Below are 16,930 nucleotides of genomic sequence, written 5' to 3'. Positions count from 1 at the left end.
GTTAGTATTTTTACGTTAATAAAGTATTAAAATACAATTATGAGAACAGTATTCAAATTTACACTTTTATTTTTCATAGCTACTTTCACTTTACAAAGCTGTCAGGACAATGATGACGTGACACCACCTGCAAGTCTGGAGATTCAGGATTTTATTTGGAAAGGAATGAATCTGTACTATTTGTGGCAAGCTGATGTTCCAAATTTAGCCGATAACCGATTCGCGGATCAAACTGCACTAAACTCTTTTTTAAGGGAATATCCGGTGCCTGAGGATTTATTTGATGCGTTGCGGGTTACTCCTTCTACGGATCGATTTAGTTGGATTGTAAGCGATTATTTAGAACTTGAAGGAACGCTTCAGGGCACTACTAAAAACAATGGTGTCGATTTTGGTTTAAGTTATAAACCGGGTAGTACAACTGAAATATTTGGTAACGTTCGCTATATTATTGCAAACTCAGACGCCTCCAGTAAAGCTATAAAACGTGGTGATTTTTTTACTGCCGTAAATGGTACACAGCTGACTTTAAGCAATTATGAATCGTTACTTTTTGGTTCAAACGAAAATTACACACTAAATCTTGCTGATTTTAACGGAACTACAATTGTCAGCAACGGTAAATCAGTGGCATTGACAAAAACAGTCCTATCCGAAAATCCAATTTTAATCAATAAAGTAATCCCCTCCGGCTCTCACAAAATAGGCTATTTGATGTACAATGGCTTTTATGCTAATTTTGACACTCAATTAAACGACGCTTTTGCATCTCTAAAATCACAAGGAGTTACTGATTTGGTTTTAGATTTAAGATATAACGGAGGAGGTTCTGTGCAAACGGCTACACGATTAGCAAGTATGATTACCGGGCAATTTAAAGGAAAAGTCTTTGCTAAACAACAATGGAATGCAAAAATTAATGCTTATTTCGAGGCTGAAAATCCCGAAGCATTATTCAATTATTTTACCGATAAAATAGGAAGCACAGCCATCAATAGTTTAGGATTGACTAAAATTTATATTTTAACTACGAAAAGCTCTGCATCAGCAAGCGAGTTAGTAATCAACGGGCTAGAACCTCACATTCAAGTTATACAAATTGGGGATGTTACAGTAGGAAAAAACGTAGGATCCGTAACGCTTTATGACTCCCCGACTTTTGGAGCTCAAAGCAGGAATCCCAATCACAGATATGCCATGCAGCCAATCGTGTTAAAAATTGTCAATTCAGTTGGTTTTGGAGATTACTTCAATGGGTTACAACCTGATTTTCTACAAAAAGAAACATTGAGCACTCTGGGAGTTCTTGGCGATTCTGCGGAACCTTTATTACGAACAGCCATTGGGAAAATTACTGGAACTGGTCGAGTATTGCGACAAAGTCCCGGACAAGATTTTGAGTTTTTCACGGATGCCAAATCAATAAAAGGAATCCAAAACCAAATGTACATCGAGAAAGCACCAGAAGGTCTTTTGAGAGCTTTAGAATAAAATAAAGTTACACAATAATTCTTATTTTTGTTAGCTACAATTGAATAACAAATTAAAAAAAACCACATGAAAAAAGCAATTCCGTTATTTCTAACTCTTGCCACCGTCGTCTCTTTTGCATTTGTAATTCCGAATACTGTCCCATCCAAACAAATAAATGTTGTTATTGATGCCGGACATGGTGGATCTGATTTTGGAGCAACTTCCAGTAGTGCTACTGAAAAACAAATTGTAGCGCAAATCACAAACAAAATCAAATTTTTGAATAATAATGAGAAAGTGACCATACACCTTACAAGAATTGGAGACCAATTTCTTTCTTTGAGTGACCGTTCTGCGCTGATCAACAAAATCAAACCTGATTTAGTTTTGTCACTTCATGTCAATCAAAATTTAAATCTATCAAAATCAGGAATGGAATTTTATATTGCCACAGAATCAATTGCGAATGAAAGGTCAAATGAAATTGCGGTGGAACTTCGCAACAAATTTATCCGCAATACTACTATAAAATCATCAGAAATAAAGAAAGCTCCATTCTACATTTTAAAAAAATCAGAAGTGCCGGCTGTACTCGTTGAATTGGGTTATATGTCAAACCTTGGTGACAGAGACTATTTAACCAATGATGTGGAACAAAATAAAATTGCAGCAACTATCGTAGCATTCATTTCAGAATTGAAATAAGAATATTTTATAAACTAAAAAGAGGCTTTCATCACTGAAAGCCTCTTTTTTTATGGAATAATGCAATGGTATTACATTTTGATATTCAAACCTACTTTGAAATTTCGTCCTCTGGTACTAAACCCTCTTGTTTCAACAAAATCCTTATCTAAAATATTATCTGCTGCTGCAAAAATATTCATTCGATTTTTGATCAACTCATACCGTACATTCATGTTGATCAGCTGGTAATCTTTCAGTATTTCAGAATTCAATACCGGATCAAAAGTGGGTGCCGGATATGTTGTATACTCAAAATAGCGATCCGAAACAAATTGATATGTGGCATTAAAAGCCAAACGTGGCGTTGCTTGCAGATCAACTGCGGCGTTCGCTTTGTGTTTTGGATTCAGCACTCGCGATTGTTTTTCTAATTCTGTAAACGCATAATTGGCATTCAAATTTATTTTAGCCGTCAAAGCATACGAAATCATGGTCTCAAACCCTTTGACTTTATTTAGACCCGCAACATTAAAATACTTGTAAGACACTAAATCAAACCCAATCGCATTTTCTTCCTCTCTTTGAAAAACCAAAGCATTCAGAACCAATTTTTTATCAATCATCGTTGTTTCAAAACCCAATTCAAATGTTTTATCTTTCTCTGAGGATAAATTCAAATCACCATAAGGAGAATACAATTGATACAAGCTAGGGGCTACAAATGCCGTACTGTAAGAAACTAATAGTTTCAAGGGTAAATTAGGAAATGAAAAAGAAGGATTTACATTGTAAACTAAATTATTTCCGTATTTACTGTGCATGTTGTAACGAGCTCCCAAATTCAGGTTTAACCCAAATTCAGAGCTATAAACCGCCGTCACATAGGGATCAATCATATTAAATTTGGCCAATTCATTTGCTATGGCCTCGTACGGGCTCTCATTAGACATTTCATGAAATTGAAATTGAGCACCTGTTACCAGGAATAATTCAGGTGAAATTTCATATTTATTAAACGCATCTGCATTGACGCTTCTGGATTTATAATCCAACATTGTTCCATAATTAAAAATGGACCTTGTAATTAAATTAGCACTTGAATTGATTACAAATTCTCCTTTTTTATATTTGTATTTTGGTGTAAACCCAACTCGAAATTGTTCAGAGGCACTGCTGTTTTCATCGTTATCCGCAAAAGATCCTGCATCAAAATCGCTTTTTATTTTATCGTAGTTTGCAAAGAAATCCAAATCTAATTTAGCTGTTGGCTTGAAACCAATTTTCACCACTGAGTTCACTCTGGAAAAACGATCAGCTTCAAATAAAACAGCGTCATTAGGTGATTTTGCCTCAGAAATTCCCGTGGTTTCGGTGCTGTTTAAGGAAGCATAATAATTAATTTTTTCAGCGCTTCCGTTCAAAGCAACCCCTTGGCTGTAGTCATTTATACTATAATTTTCCTGATTGGCAATCGTTTGGGTGCCCACATTAAGGTATGCATTTGCTGCAATCGCTTTTTTGGAGGCTTTTTTCAACGTAATATTAATAACTCCGGCAGCGGCACCTGATCCGTATAAAGTACTTGAAGCGCCTTTCATCACCTCAATACTTTCTATTTGTTCAACGGGCAGCAAGCGCAAATCATACGATAAGCTAATTCCAGAAGCATCGGTAACCGGAACGCCATCAATAAGAATTAGCACTTGATGATTTCGTCCCCCACGAATGTAAACCCCTAAATCCTTTCCATTCCGGCTTTGGTTTCCGTTGATTTCAATTCCGGCTACTGAACTCAAAATGGTAGCTACAGTTTGCCCTTGTCTTCTCTTTAAATCTTCGGCTGTAATTTTTACGATTACTTTTCCGGACTTTTCTTTTGGCAAAGCAAATTTAGAATCGGAAATTACGACCTCATCCAATTGATTTGTGGATGCAATGGTGTCTTTTTGTTGTGCGAAAGCACACGAAGTCATCAGTACGCAGAGCGCACTAATACGAACGATTTTCTTGTTCATTTTGAAACATTTAATAGCAGTTTTATGGTACTGCCACATGACTATAAATGGGAGAAAAGCATAGAATTACCCATACCCAAACCTTTTTTCCCGAAAGTTTGATACTCGATGTAACAGGCAGGTCTCCTGGCTCGCGTCTTGTTGTTTACCTTCCCATTCGCAAAGACGAACAGTGGTTTTGTAGATAACAACAAGCTTTATAGCTTACAGTTGCGGGTACAGCCCAGGATTTTTGATTCTTGATTTAGGATTCTTGATTTAGGATGTAAACTCTCTAATCTGAATACTGAAATCTGTAATCGCTTACCTGATTCCCTTTTAATGCTGGTTTGAAAAAAAAAACAGCAACCTCATTACGGCGGCAAAGATAAAATTATATTACGTTATTATCCTACACTATTCTCAATTTTATATTTCAATTTTAATCACCGCTCCAAAGTTCACTTTATTTTGAAACGCATCTCGTAGTGGCAACTTTGTAATTTTACACAAAATACTTCGAATCACTCCGGCATGGGTCACGATCACAATAGGTTTAATGGTCTTTTTAGGAAGTTCATGATCTAAAAAATCGCTAACTCTATCATGGAGGTCTGTAAAAGACTCCCCGTTTGGCACACGAACATGAACGAAATCATTCATCCAAGGGGTCAAATCGATAACAGGAATGCTATCCCAATTTTTTAATTCCCAATCACCAAAATTCATTTCCATTAACCGGGAGTCCATTTGTATTTTTGTTGATGATAGGAAGTTTGCCAACTCCACGCACCGATTCAACGGACTAGAGTACACGATACTTTCAGCAGGAATTTGTGCTTTTATGGCTTCAAATTGTTGTTCATAAGGTTCCAACAATGCCACATCAGCTTGTCCGTAGCAAATTCCTTTTTCACAAACGGTTTCGGTATGGCGTACTAAATAAACTTCCATAAAGCAATAGAAGATAAGTAGAATATAATTTCACAAACTTGCTGTGTTGCACCAAGACAGTCCCCCGTATAGCCGTCTATCCATTTATGAAAATAACGAGCCAGAAAAAAGCGGGTGATAAAAACCGGCACTAACACCAACAGCATTTGCCAATGAAAAAAAGACAAAACAATAAGCGGTAACAACCCAAAAAAGAACGCCCCAATCACCTCACGCCAGGAATAACTTTGCGCAATGGGCTTGCTTTTACTCGAAGCATCTTCACGGGAATACTGATGCGTAAAAACAATAGAAATGGCTGCCAGACGACTCACGGAATGTGCTGCAACAAATAACAATAAATTCTTTGCTGAAGAAGGACTAAGCACCTCCGAAACAGCCTGAAACTTCAATAAAAACAGCAGTACCAAACCTATGGCGCCATAAGCTCCAATGGCACTGTCTTTCATTATCACCAAGATTTTTTCTTTGGTCCAACCCCCACCAAAACCATCACAAACATCAGCAAAACCATCTTCATGAAAAGCACCGGTAGTAAGGATTCCAGCAATCATCGAGAGAACAATCGCTATTTCAGGGGTAAAAACACCAACCGATACATCATAGACTATAAAACTAATAGTACCTACAATCCAACCAATTAAAGGAAAATAACGAGATGCCTTGTTTAAATAATCCGAGTTATGATCGATGTTTTTAGGACAGGGAATTCGGGTGTAAAACATCAATGCGGTAAAAAATATGTGTAGTTCTTTTTTCATGTGAATGCAATCTGGATTTTATGTCGTTTTTAGTGCTCTATTTATGAATTTGGACTGAAAAAATTATTATTTTGTACTCACACCGGCACTGTCAAAACTGGCCATTTCATTAAAAAAAGCAACTGCCGATTGAATAATTGGAAAAGCCACCGCACAACCCGTTCCTTCGCCCAAGCGCAAGTCAAGTTGGAGCAAGGCTTTTACACCTAAATAATCCAATAATTTAGCATGCGCCTGTTCTGCAGAACAATGACAGAAAACAGCATTTTTTAGAATCAGTGGATTTTTTTTATAGGCAATCAAAAAAGCCACACTGCAAATAAATCCATCTACAAGAAGCAGCATTCTGTTTTGATGTGCCGTGAGCATTCCAGAAGCCATTTGCATAATTTCAAAGCCACCAAAATGAGCTAACTTATCTTCTAATGTTGGCGAGCCTTGATAATCCTCAATAGCTTTTTTGAGTAACCGGTGTTTTTGAAGTAGTCTTTCATCGCTAACTCCCGTTCCTTTTCCGATACAGTCTTCAATTGCAATTCCAGTAATTACACTCATCAAAACTGAAGCAGTTGATGTATTCCCAATACCCATTTCTCCAAAACCAATACAATTACTTCCCGTTTTGGCAATAGCGGTAACAATTTCATTCCCCTTGGTATAACAGTGCTGCAATTCGGTAAGACTCATTGCAGGACCCTGCAGAAACGATTGGGTTCCTTTGGCAATTTTGGCCGAAATCAAAGTACTCGTCATCGAAAAATCATAATTTACTCCTGCATCAACTATGGCTAATTTGATGGAATTTTGTTTACAAAACACATTTATTGCAGCTCCACCGTCCAGAAAATTAGCCACCATTTGTCTGGTAACATCTTGTGGATAAGCGCTAACACCGTGGGCAGCAATTCCGTGATCTGCAGCAAAAACAACAAGTGTAGGTTCTAAAATTTTTGGTTCCAATGTTTGAAAAACTTCGCCAATTTGTTTGGCTAAAACTTCCAAAACACCCAATGAACCTGTTGGCTTGGTCTTCTGATCGATTTTATACTGCAGTGCTTCAGATAAATGGATTGTATCTAGAATTGCAGTCTTAAATTCCGGCACCGAAATATTATCTTTTTGATGCACTTTCGTAATTTCTTCGACAGATGGACTTTCTGATTTTTGTTTCCAATTCAATTGCTGTAACATGGGTTGGTTGTCGTAATCAGTAGCTGGTTTTCCCACACAAAAATACCCTAAAGGCTCCATATTTTCTCCCAAACCCAATAATTCCTTGAACTGACTATAATTCAAAATAGAAACCCAGCCCATGGAATACCCTTGTTCGGTTAGGGAAAGCCAAATATTTTGCGCAGCACAAACCGCACTAAATTTGATGGCTTCATTACTTCCCACGGTGCCGATGGTAAAATTATTCAAAACCGAACGATCATAACAAATCACCAATCCAAGCGGTGCTTCCTCTATTGCCTCTAATTTTAAAGCTTGATACTGCGTTTTTTGTACTGCCGTGTCAGTTTGATTCGCTGCTTTTTTATCAAAATCCAAAAATAAATTTTTTATGGATTTTTTTATGACATCTGATTTAATGAGGTAATACTTTGTAGCATCCGTCAATCCAACAGAAGGAGCATAATGACCGGCCTGTAATGCTTTTTCAATAACAGATTCAGGGACTGGTTCCGAGGTAAAATGACGGGTATCTCGGCGCGATTTTATAATTTCATCTAAGTTTTTCATCTTGAAATACGATGTTTTTGAGTACTTTTAAAGTTTGGACAAACAGTGATTCAATAGCCACCTGCATTTTTTAGGCTTGCTGCTTCAAAACAGACAACGGCAATCTGTGTGAGCGGGAAACTTTCCCGTTTTCATTCATCATATTGAGTAATCCCTTTGGAATAAAACCGTTTTGACTAGCTCTCATCACAGCATAACAGCTGTCTTTTCCTCCGCTCCAAGAACTTACAAAATTCATCTTTTATTGTTTTATGGTAACTGGAATTCCAGAAATCATCAAAATCACCTTATCCGCATTTTTAGCTAAATATTGATTCATCCAACCTTGTAATTCGGTAAATTTTCTACCAATTTGAGTTTCAGCATGTACGCCCATGCCTATTTCATTAGTGATAATAATAACGGTTGTATTTTCCTGATTGGCCACTTGTTCAAATTCGGCTTTGGCTTGTTCCAAACATAAAGCGACATCATTTTTAGTGTCTACAAAAAAATTAGTCAACCAAAGGGTCACACAATCAATCACGGCTACTTTACCGGAAAAATCGATCTCGCTCCATTGTTTTTCTTTCTCGATATTTATCCAGCGCTCGTCACGTTCTTGTTGGTGACGATCAATTCGCTTTTGAAAATCACCATCCCATTTTCTGGCGGTTGCCACATACATGGGTCTGGCCGAAAGTTCCATTGCCAGGTCCTGAGCATACCTACTTTTTCCGGAGCGTTCTCCACCTGTTATCAAATATATCATGCTACTTCTTTTTAAATCCATAGGGACAATGGCGGCAACCATTAGTACAACAATGTCCTCTTTTTAAATGAAACCAAGCCTTAAAAACGTAATTGCCTTGTGCAATATAATAATCGATCCCTTCGATTAGCTGATCCGTTTTAGGCAAAGTTGCTGCTTTATTTCCTTTAGCCGTTTCCGGGGTTATTGTGCCCACATACTCCTCAATTTTAATCGAACAAGCCGTAGCAAAACAGCTGGGACAAAGGCAATCCACACCATCTAAAGGAGAAAAAACAGGAGGAAAATCAGCACACCAACAGCTATTACCTTGAAAATCGTCCCCGCAGTTAAAAGGTTTTGTACAACTGGAGCAGTTTTTAATCTTTAGGCTATCCATTTGTCAAAGATAGTATTTGTTGAAATTTTTACTATAAAAATTAAACAATAAATTTTATAAATGGCCTACCTTTGCCAGTATTGAAAATGGAATCATGAAAATTTATCTTTATAAAATCCTTTTTGCGGTGGCACTTTTATCATTCGTCAGTTGCAAAAAAAACGAAAACCCTGCAACACTAAAAATAAGTAACGCTAACAACGAAATTGAATATGCAAGTGGTCTGGCTATTTACAAATATCAAGGGTACTCGCTGGTAAAAGTGAGTAATCCATGGCCAAATGCTGCTACAGACTTCACTTATATCTTAAAAGAAAAAGGAGCTGTTATTCCCGATACTTTACAAAAAAACCTCATAATTCAAGTGCCGTTAGAAACGATTGTGGTTACCTCAACAACCAATATTCCTTTCCTGGAAATGATTGGTGCCGAAAACAAATTAGTTGGTTTTCCGCATACTGATTACGTATCTTCTGAGAAAACCCGTCGTTTAATTGGCAAGGGTTCCGTCAAAAATGTGGGGCAAAATGAAAAGCTAAACATGGAACAACTCATCGATATCGCTCCTGACCTGATTGTCACTTTTGGCATCGACAATAACAACCCGATGATTGAAAACTTACAAAAAAGCGGATTGAAAATCATGATTCAAGGCGACTGGATGGAACAATCTCCTCTTGGAAAAGCAGAATGGCTCAAACTTTATGGCGCTCTTTTTGGCAAAGAAAAAGAAGCTAAAATACTTTTTGACCAGATTACAAAAGACTACAAGGAAGCGGTACAATTAGTTGCAGACAAACAGCCTGAATCTACTGTATTGTATGGCTCAATGTATCAAGATCAATGGTTTGTTGCCAAGGGAAACAGCTGGGTGGCACAATTCATGAAAGATGCAAAAGCAACGTATCTCTGGGCAAATCTGGAAGGAACAGGAAGCCAGGCACTTTCTTTTGAACAGGTATTGTATAAAGCAAAAAATGCGACTCACTGGATTGCTTCCGGGTCATTTAAAAACCTGTCAGAATTAGAAAAAAGCAATCCCCATTACAGTCAGTTTAACGCTTTTTCTACCAAAAATATTTATACTTTCGAAAGCAAATTAGGAGCAACAGGAGGAACCATTTATTATGAAACAGGACCGAGCAGACCGGATTTGATTTTAAAAGACTACATCAAAATGTTCCACCCTGAATTGCTTCCAAATTACACTTTTACTTTTGCACAAAAACTGAACTAAGTTGGCCAATAAAAACCGAAATATCCTTTTATTTTCCGCTCTTGCTTTAGGGCTTCTTTTCTTGTTTTTTCTGAACATCAGTTTGGGTTCGATACGAATTCCTTTTCGGGAGGTGTACACGAGTTTAACCGGTGGTCAGTCCAGCAGATCAACTTGGGAATACATTATCATCAACTACCGCTTACCTAAGGCTATCACTGCAGTTTTAGTGGGAATGGGACTTTCGATCAGCGGATTATTAATGCAAACCCTTTTTAGAAACCCGCTGGCTGGTCCCTATGTTTTAGGGTTGAGTTCAGGAGCGAGTCTGGGAGTTGCCTTTGTAATTTTGGGTGCGGGATTATTACCTCCATTTCTAAGTGGTATTTTACTGTCGTCTTACGGAGTAGTCCTTGCCTCAACCCTTGGCAGTTCTATCGTTCTACTTGCCATTTTAGTAATTTCCAGACGCTTGCGGGACACGATGACCATACTGATTGTAGGCTTGATGTTTGGTAGTTTTACAAGTGCTGTGGTGGGCGTACTGACCTATTTTAGCTCGGCAGAACAATTGCAAAAATTCACTTTCTGGTCTATGGGATCTTTAGGGAACCTTTCTTGGTCCTCGATTTTGATTTTGACAGTGTGCGTAGTTATAGGATTATTATTAAGCCTATTCAGCGTAAAACCACTTAATGCCTTGCTTTTAGGAGAGAATTATGCCCAAAGTATGGGACTGAATTTCAAAAGAACACGATTGATTATCATTATTGCAACGAGTATTTTGGCGGGAAGCATTACTGCGTATGCTGGACCTATAGCTTTCATTGGTTTAGCCGTGCCACATATAGCAAAATTACTGTTTCAAACCAGCAACCATTCTATATTGTACTGGAGCACCCTCCTTTTAGGAGCAGCAATAATGCTCATTTGCGATGCAATTTCCCAAATGCCAGGTACGAATATCACATTGCCAATAAATGCCATCACTTCCTTACTAGGAGCGCCTATAGTTATCTGGCTGATTGTCCGAAAACGAAAAATGATGGGATAATATTAAAAATTGCGTGCCTATATTTATATTTGTTTTTAAAATCGATATAATCGACGTTTAAATTTTCCAAAAAAAGAAAAATGAGTACCACTAAGAACATCCTTTCAACAAACAATTTGAGCATTGGTTACAAAACTAAAAGTGCGGCTATTTGTATTGCCGAAAACCTCAACTTAAACTTAGATAAAGGAAAACTCATTACCTTAATAGGCGCTAACGGAATTGGAAAATCTACACTTTTACGAACCATAACCGGAATTCAGAAACCCCTTTCAGGAACTGCTTTGCTGAATAACAAAAATATTCAAGAGCTGGATACGTTAACCTTGGCACAAAATTTAAGCATCGTTTTAACTGAAAAATTACCGCCCAGTAATTTGACCGTTTGGGAACTCATCGCTTTAGGAAGGCAACCGTACACCAATTGGATTGGAAAATTAACCGACACTGATATTGCTAAAATTAACCAAGCAATTGCACTCACACAAATTGGTCATTTGGTCTCAAAAAAACATTACGAAATCAGTGACGGACAGTTACAAATCGTTCTGATCGCAAGGGCTTTAGCACAAGACACACCGTTAATCATTCTGGATGAACCCACAACTCATTTAGATTTATTACACAAAGTGGTGTTGTTTAAACTCCTAAAAAAACTTACAGCGGAAACTCAAAAATGCATTCTTTTTTCTACACATGATATTGATATGGCCATACAATTAAGTGATGAAATGATCATTATGACTCCGGAAACCGTCGTTCAGGACCAACCTTGTAATTTGATTATGAAAGGAACTTTCAATACGCTGTTCAAAGATGAGCATATTGTTTTTGATGCTGAAAAAGGAAAGTTTATTATTTCTTAAATCTGCAATCCTATTTGTCTTTTTGCTTCGCCAATGACAAAAGCCACGGAATTAGCAATATTGAAACTCCGGATCAGCGGTGCCATAGGAATTGTCAGATGATTGGGGAATTCGTTTAAAACAGCTTCACTCAACCCTTTGCTTTCTTTGCCAAAAACCAACCAGTCACCCTCTTGAAAATCATTTTCTAAATACGATTTTTTAGAGTGGGAACTCATCAGAAAAACGCGGGACAAATCCGGAATCTGCACTTTCCATTCGGCTATATTTTGATATTCGGTAACGTCAAGATGCACCCAATAATCGAGTCCAGAACGCTTTAGATTTTTATCATTGATCACAAAACCAAAAGGATGAATTAGATGCAACCGGCTTTCGGTTCCTACGCACAATCGGCCAATATTTCCGGTATTATTTGGTATTTCGGGTTCTACTAAAACGATATTTAACATTGTAACTATTGTATTTTTTATTGTTATTTTTCATTTGAATGGACTGCAAAATCAGACACTTCCACAACTTCTCCCGCCTGTAAATCATGTAAAAAAACATTTCCTATCCGCACTCGAACCAATCGCAAGGTAGGAAACCCAACCGCTGCGGTCATTTTTCGTACTTGGCGAAACTTTCCTTCATTGACAGTAATTGAAGCCCAGGAAGTTGGACCATGGCGTTCGTCCCTTATTTTTTTCCCTCTGGCACCAAAAGCGGGAACTTCATTTATCAAAAAAGCAGTACACGGTTTAGTGATGTATTTAGTGCCATTAAAACCAATTTCGACTCCTTTTTGCAATTGCTGAATGGCATCCTGATTAATAATACCATCAACTTGTACATAATATTCCTTGTCGACTTTTTTGCTTCTAATGATTTCGCTCATCATTCCGTCCGTGGTCAGCAACAATAACCCTTCTGAATCTTCGTCAAGACGTCCTATTGCCATCGTTCCTTTGGGAAAATCGTACAATTCACCCAGCAGTTTCTTTTTCCTTTTGAGCTCATAAATAAACTGGCTCAGATAGCCGTATGGTTTGTGTATGATAAAGTGCGAATGAGACATGTTATACTTTCTGTTTTGGCACAAAGATAGCTTAGTTTTTAATGGGTTTAAAAAAGTAAAACCGAAAACATTTATTGGTGTAAACTAAATATTTTATTAACGAATAGAATTACTTTGGATAAATGATGAACTGTTACAGCAAGTTGCTATCTTAACTTTAAAAATACAGATTGCAGAAAAACAACTGCTTTAGGTTTGAAAAAGCCGACTGACAGATGAAGTATGCAGTAGTAGTTAAAATCCACCCAAAAATATAAATTCTGAAGTATAGCTTTTGAAATCGAAGGAAATATAAAACTGGATAAAATAAGAATTCATCGTATTGAAAAAAAGCGAACAATTGGGTTTTACTGAAGCTCTTTTCTTTTATAATAAATTCCTTTAAAAACAATCTGAAGTACGAATTTATAATATTCTGTTAACGTAAGAAATGTTATTTTTGACTCCTAATTCAATCGTAAACCTATGAAAAACAAGTACCATTTGTGCCATATCCTGGCTTTTTTAAGTTTTTTTTATTGCTTTACGGCCTCTATTTTTGCCCAAGGAACTGCGCCAGCTCCTCAATATTTACTTTTTTTACAGGATTTTTCAACTTTAGATGCAGCCTCTGCTACATATCCCGCCGGATTTCAGGGCTGGACAGCCAGTACAGCACCGGGAAGTACATTTAATACCGCAGCTGCAGTTGTTGCAGACAAACCATTAGTGGCCAGTAGTACCGCTGCAACAACGAGCGGGAATTTCCATAATTACAATGGAAAAATTGGTTTTCTAAATACCGGTTCATTGGATTTAACTTTAGGATTTGCTTTCAAAACACTTGGTAAATCTAGAATTACCGTAGAATATGATGCCATGGTGATTCGTAATCCCTATAACGGAACTTCTAATACGCGGATCAACGAGTTCGTCCTGCAATACAGAGTGGGCACCGCTGATGCTTTTATTACTTTATCCCCAACGGTGTATTCGAGCGGTACAACAGGACAAACTTCAGGAACAATAGGGCAAAACATTCAAAAAATAAAAGTTGTACTGCCAATAGAATGCGACAATAAAGACGTAGTTCAGATCCGATGGATTTCAAGACAAGTTTCAGGCGGTGGTTCCCGTCCCTCATTTGCCATTGATGACATTAGTGTGATAAATGATGTTACAGCTCCTGTAAATGCCGTGGGATATCCAAAAATAAGCAGCATTCTTTCTGATGGATTTGATTTTTCGACTAAACTAGACGAGCCCGGAAAAACCTATTTTGTGCTATTGCCTTCAGGAAGTGCGACCCCAAGAGGTGCACAAATAAAAGCAGGAACAAATGCGACCAATGCACCCGCTTTACAATCCGGTATCCTGGAAATTAAGGACGCCGCGATTGAGTCTGTAAAAACCATAACGGGATTATCGTTAGGCACTGATTATGTTTTATATTCTATATCTGAAGATGCAACTGGTAATACTCAAACTGAAAGCAATCTATTAAACATAACAACTTCCAGCGTTCTTGTTCCCTCTTTGTCGACTACTAAAGCTGCATTAGATTTTAATTTTGTGGAGCAAAATTTCAGTTCAACGGCAATAAACTACCAGATTGAAGCGCTTAATCTTACTGGAGCAGTAACCCTGACAACATCCGGAAACTTTACCATTTCTAAAAATCAAAGTACTGGTTTTCAAACGGCATTGGTTTTTGCTTCCCAAGATTTCAATAACAATACAACACCTACAGTTTATGTACGATTTACACCTACTACAACTGGTCTTTTTTCAGGTCAAATCACTCATGAATCTACTGGCGCTTCTACAAAGACGGTGTCTTTATCAGGAACAGGAATAAATCCTTATTTTCAAAATTTTAATGATGTAAATGTACTTACAAACAGTGGTTGGACAGAATATAGTGTGGCAGGAGGCAAGAGTAAATGGGTGAGCACAACTACCCGTTTCAACAGTTCTCCTGCTGCTGTACAAATGAATGGATATTCAGAAACAGGTGCCAGTAAAGATTGGTTAATTTCTCCTAATTTACGTTTGGACACTTTTGATAAATTCCCATTATTGTCTTTTTATTCGCGTAAATTTTTCGCTGGAACACCGCTTAAATTAATGGTCTCAGTAGATTATGATGGCAAAAGCACCCCGGAAGCAGCCACTTGGACGGTTCTTGAAGGCGATTTTCCAAGTACTACAGGAACTTTCAAACAATCGCAATATATCAATCTCGAGGCCTATAAAACCAATCATACTTATGTGGCCTGGGTATATGAGGCTGCAACTTCCGGCGGTACGGATAGCGCCGAATGGACTGTTGATGATGTGAAAATATCTAATGAAGCGTCATTTTTAGCTTCAAATCCTAATTTTAATTTTGGAGAAGTAGCACCAAATACCGCATCAACAAGCCAGTCGTTTGTTTTCATGGCTGGTGGTTATAGCGATATCACTGTTACAGCTCCTGCTGATTACCAGTTGTCTGTTGACAACAGTAATTTTCAATCCAGTGTAGCGGTTTCAGCTGCTGACGGAGTTGCTGGAAAAATAATTTATGCACGTTTTTTCCCTTCCTCTAAAGCATTGAGTATTTCAGGTCGTTTGACCGCTGTTGGAACCGGGTTAAATCAAGAAATTGGATCTTTATCAGGATCCTCGTTACCTAAAACAGAAACATTTGACATCGTAACGTACAACGTAGAATTTTTTGGAAGCAATGTAATCGGTGCAACAGGAACTGAATTTGGTCCAACTGATGATGCGCTACAAATTGAAAATGTGGCAAAAGTCATGAATACGTTGAATGCTGATGTTTATGCCGTACAAGAGGTTTCAGATGATGCGGCTTTAGAGACATTAATCCAAAAAATAAGCATCAACGGAAAAACTTTTGCCAAAGTGATTTCTCCTGCTTGGTCCTATTCTTTCAATGCGCCTACACCTGACTTCCCTGCTCAAAAATTAGTGGTTCTTTACAATACTCAAACAAGCTCAGTAAAAAAAAGTCGAGTACTGTTCAGCAAACTTTTTGATGATATTCGTGCAGGAAATGCAACTTTACCCAATTACCCGGGCGGAAATAGCGCTAGTTTTTATTCCTCTGGTCGCTTACCGCAAATGGTTGAAATTGAAACTAATATTGGCGGTGTAAAAAAAGACATAAAAATCATTAACATTCATGCCAGAGCAAATAGTGGCAGCGATATCGCAAGATACAATATGAGGAAATATGACGCTGAATTGTTGAAAGACAGTTTAGATGTCAATTATCCAGAGGCCAATTTAATCCTCTTAGGAGATTATAACGATGATGTCGACGAATCTGTAATTGCAGGTAACCCATCCTCGTACCAAAAAATGGTTGAGGATACGGCCCGTTACAACCCTTTGACTTTAGAAATCAGCAAAGCGGGAGCTTTCAGCTACCTGTCTTCTGGAGGTTTCTTAGACCATATTATCATTTCAAATGAATTAATGGCAGAGTATGTACCAAATTCAACAACAGTTTACGACCCGAGACTGGATGTGGCTAATTATGTCAACACCACCTCTGATCATGGGCCGGTCATTGCGCGTTTCCAACTTAAAACGAATACCACCTTATCAACTAATGATTTGATTTCGACTACTAAATCAACAGTAGTTACGTATCCAAATCCTGCTTCAGAATCCTTTACTATCGTAATTAATTCCGGAAACACAAAAGACCTGAAGCTAACTATTTATGATATTCAAGGAAGATCGGTGGGAGTTCCAATTGAATTAAAAGGTTTTAACAGCGATAACACAACAAGAATTGATGTGGCTCATTTACCGGTAGGAATTTATATTTATACCCTTTCCAATGGTACTAAAGTAGTTTTCAAAGATAAATTAGTAAAAAAGTAAACGACTAATTTCAGTATTCAAAAAAGCCAGATTTCAAAAATAGACTGCACCCAAAAGTTTAGACAAATTTATAATTAATTTTGATAATAATGAGCTCGATATTTTATCGGGCT

The 16,930-nt window shown here is 37.6% G+C and carries 15 protein-coding genes and 1 riboswitch; of the genes, 6 read left to right on the top strand and 9 right to left on the bottom strand.

All coding sequences use genetic code 11. The features are described 5' to 3' along the window. Nucleotides 1–39 precede the first annotated feature (39 nt). Nucleotides 40–1,491, top strand: coding sequence for a S41 family peptidase (locus EKM05_RS13985; protein WP_126556265.1), 1,452 nt, complete (start codon nt 40–42; stop codon nt 1,489–1,491). Nucleotides 1,492–1,557: 66 nt separating this feature from the next. Beyond that, the gene (locus tag EKM05_RS13980; protein WP_126556262.1) at nt 1,558–2,178 is read left to right on the top strand and encodes an N-acetylmuramoyl-L-alanine amidase; all 621 of its coding nucleotides are present in this window, start codon (nt 1,558–1,560) and stop codon (nt 2,176–2,178) included. A 71-nt stretch (nt 2,179–2,249) separates the two neighbouring features. Here EKM05_RS13980 and EKM05_RS13975 read toward each other — a convergent pair whose 3' ends face one another. From EKM05_RS13975 to EKM05_RS14715, 7 genes are all read right to left on the bottom strand, one after another. Beyond that, a complete protein-coding gene (locus EKM05_RS13975; RefSeq protein ID WP_231507454.1) occupies nt 2,250–4,175 on the bottom strand; it encodes a TonB-dependent siderophore receptor in 1,926 nt (641 codons plus the stop codon). A gap of 98 nt (nt 4,176–4,273) precedes the next feature. Next, nucleotides 4,274–4,543: riboswitch (cobalamin riboswitch) on the bottom strand. 40 nt (nt 4,544–4,583) lie between these two features. After that, on the bottom strand, nt 4,584–5,108 hold the full coding sequence (gene cobC / locus EKM05_RS13970; protein WP_126556259.1) for an alpha-ribazole phosphatase: 525 nt from the start codon (nt 5,106–5,108) through the stop codon (nt 4,584–4,586). Continuing rightward, nucleotides 5,093–5,869, bottom strand: a complete 777-nt coding sequence (locus EKM05_RS13965) for an adenosylcobinamide-GDP ribazoletransferase (RefSeq protein WP_126556256.1) — start codon at nt 5,867–5,869, stop codon at nt 5,093–5,095. The genes cobC and EKM05_RS13965 overlap by 16 nt, the downstream gene beginning before the upstream one ends. Nucleotides 5,870–5,935: 66 nt before the next feature. Next, complete coding sequence (cobT, locus tag EKM05_RS13960) at nt 5,936–7,612, bottom strand: nicotinate-nucleotide--dimethylbenzimidazole phosphoribosyltransferase (protein ID WP_126556253.1); 1,677 nt, start codon at nt 7,610–7,612, stop codon at nt 5,936–5,938. A gap of 70 nt (nt 7,613–7,682) precedes the next feature. Further along, nucleotides 7,683–7,850 (bottom strand): hypothetical protein, encoded by a 168-nt coding sequence (locus tag EKM05_RS13955; RefSeq protein WP_126556250.1) that lies wholly within the window; start codon nt 7,848–7,850, stop codon nt 7,683–7,685. Between the two features lie 3 nt (nt 7,851–7,853). Further along, nucleotides 7,854–8,363, bottom strand: a complete 510-nt coding sequence (locus EKM05_RS13950; RefSeq protein ID WP_126455584.1) for a bifunctional adenosylcobinamide kinase/adenosylcobinamide-phosphate guanylyltransferase — start codon at nt 8,361–8,363, stop codon at nt 7,854–7,856. 1 nt (nt 8,364) lies between these two features. After that, nucleotides 8,365–8,559: a DUF5522 domain-containing protein gene (locus tag EKM05_RS14715; protein WP_231507453.1), complete on the bottom strand. Its 195-nt coding sequence runs from the start codon at nt 8,557–8,559 to the stop codon at nt 8,365–8,367. Nucleotides 8,560–8,836: 277 nt separating this feature from the next. On the opposite strand from EKM05_RS14715, the gene EKM05_RS13940 reads away from it, so the two are divergent. The 3 genes from EKM05_RS13940 to EKM05_RS13930 all read left to right on the top strand — a co-directional run bounded on the left by EKM05_RS13940 (nt 8,837) and on the right by EKM05_RS13930 (nt 11,878). Beyond that, a complete protein-coding gene (locus EKM05_RS13940) occupies nt 8,837–9,979 on the top strand; it encodes an ABC transporter substrate-binding protein (RefSeq protein WP_126556247.1) in 1,143 nt (380 codons plus the stop codon). Nucleotide 9,980: 1 nt separating this feature from the next. Continuing rightward, on the top strand, nt 9,981–11,012 hold the full coding sequence (locus EKM05_RS13935) for an iron ABC transporter permease (RefSeq protein WP_126460775.1): 1,032 nt from the start codon (nt 9,981–9,983) through the stop codon (nt 11,010–11,012). Nucleotides 11,013–11,092: 80 nt separating this feature from the next. Then, entirely contained in the window at nt 11,093–11,878 is a 786-nt protein-coding gene (locus tag EKM05_RS13930) for an ABC transporter ATP-binding protein (protein WP_126455577.1), read from the top strand. Here the strand turns inward: EKM05_RS13930 and EKM05_RS13925 are convergent. Beyond that, nucleotides 11,875–12,330, bottom strand: coding sequence for a tRNA (cytidine(34)-2'-O)-methyltransferase (locus tag EKM05_RS13925; RefSeq protein ID WP_126455575.1), 456 nt, complete (start codon nt 12,328–12,330; stop codon nt 11,875–11,877). The two genes, EKM05_RS13930 and EKM05_RS13925, sit on opposite strands and share 4 nt — an antisense overlap. Before the next feature lie 23 nt (nt 12,331–12,353). Continuing rightward, nucleotides 12,354–12,938 (bottom strand): pseudouridine synthase, encoded by a 585-nt coding sequence (locus EKM05_RS13920; RefSeq protein WP_126455573.1) that lies wholly within the window; start codon nt 12,936–12,938, stop codon nt 12,354–12,356. A 465-nt stretch (nt 12,939–13,403) separates the two neighbouring features. On the opposite strand from EKM05_RS13920, the gene EKM05_RS13915 reads away from it, so the two are divergent. Further along, nucleotides 13,404–16,817, top strand: a complete 3,414-nt coding sequence (locus tag EKM05_RS13915) for a T9SS-dependent choice-of-anchor J family protein (RefSeq protein ID WP_126556243.1) — start codon at nt 13,404–13,406, stop codon at nt 16,815–16,817. Nucleotides 16,818–16,930 lie beyond the last annotated feature (113 nt).

The organism is Flavobacterium sp. GSP27, assembly GCF_003970395.1.
Classification (GTDB): domain Bacteria; phylum Bacteroidota; class Bacteroidia; order Flavobacteriales; family Flavobacteriaceae; genus Flavobacterium.
This window is presented reverse-complemented; position numbering and strand designations above follow the sequence as displayed.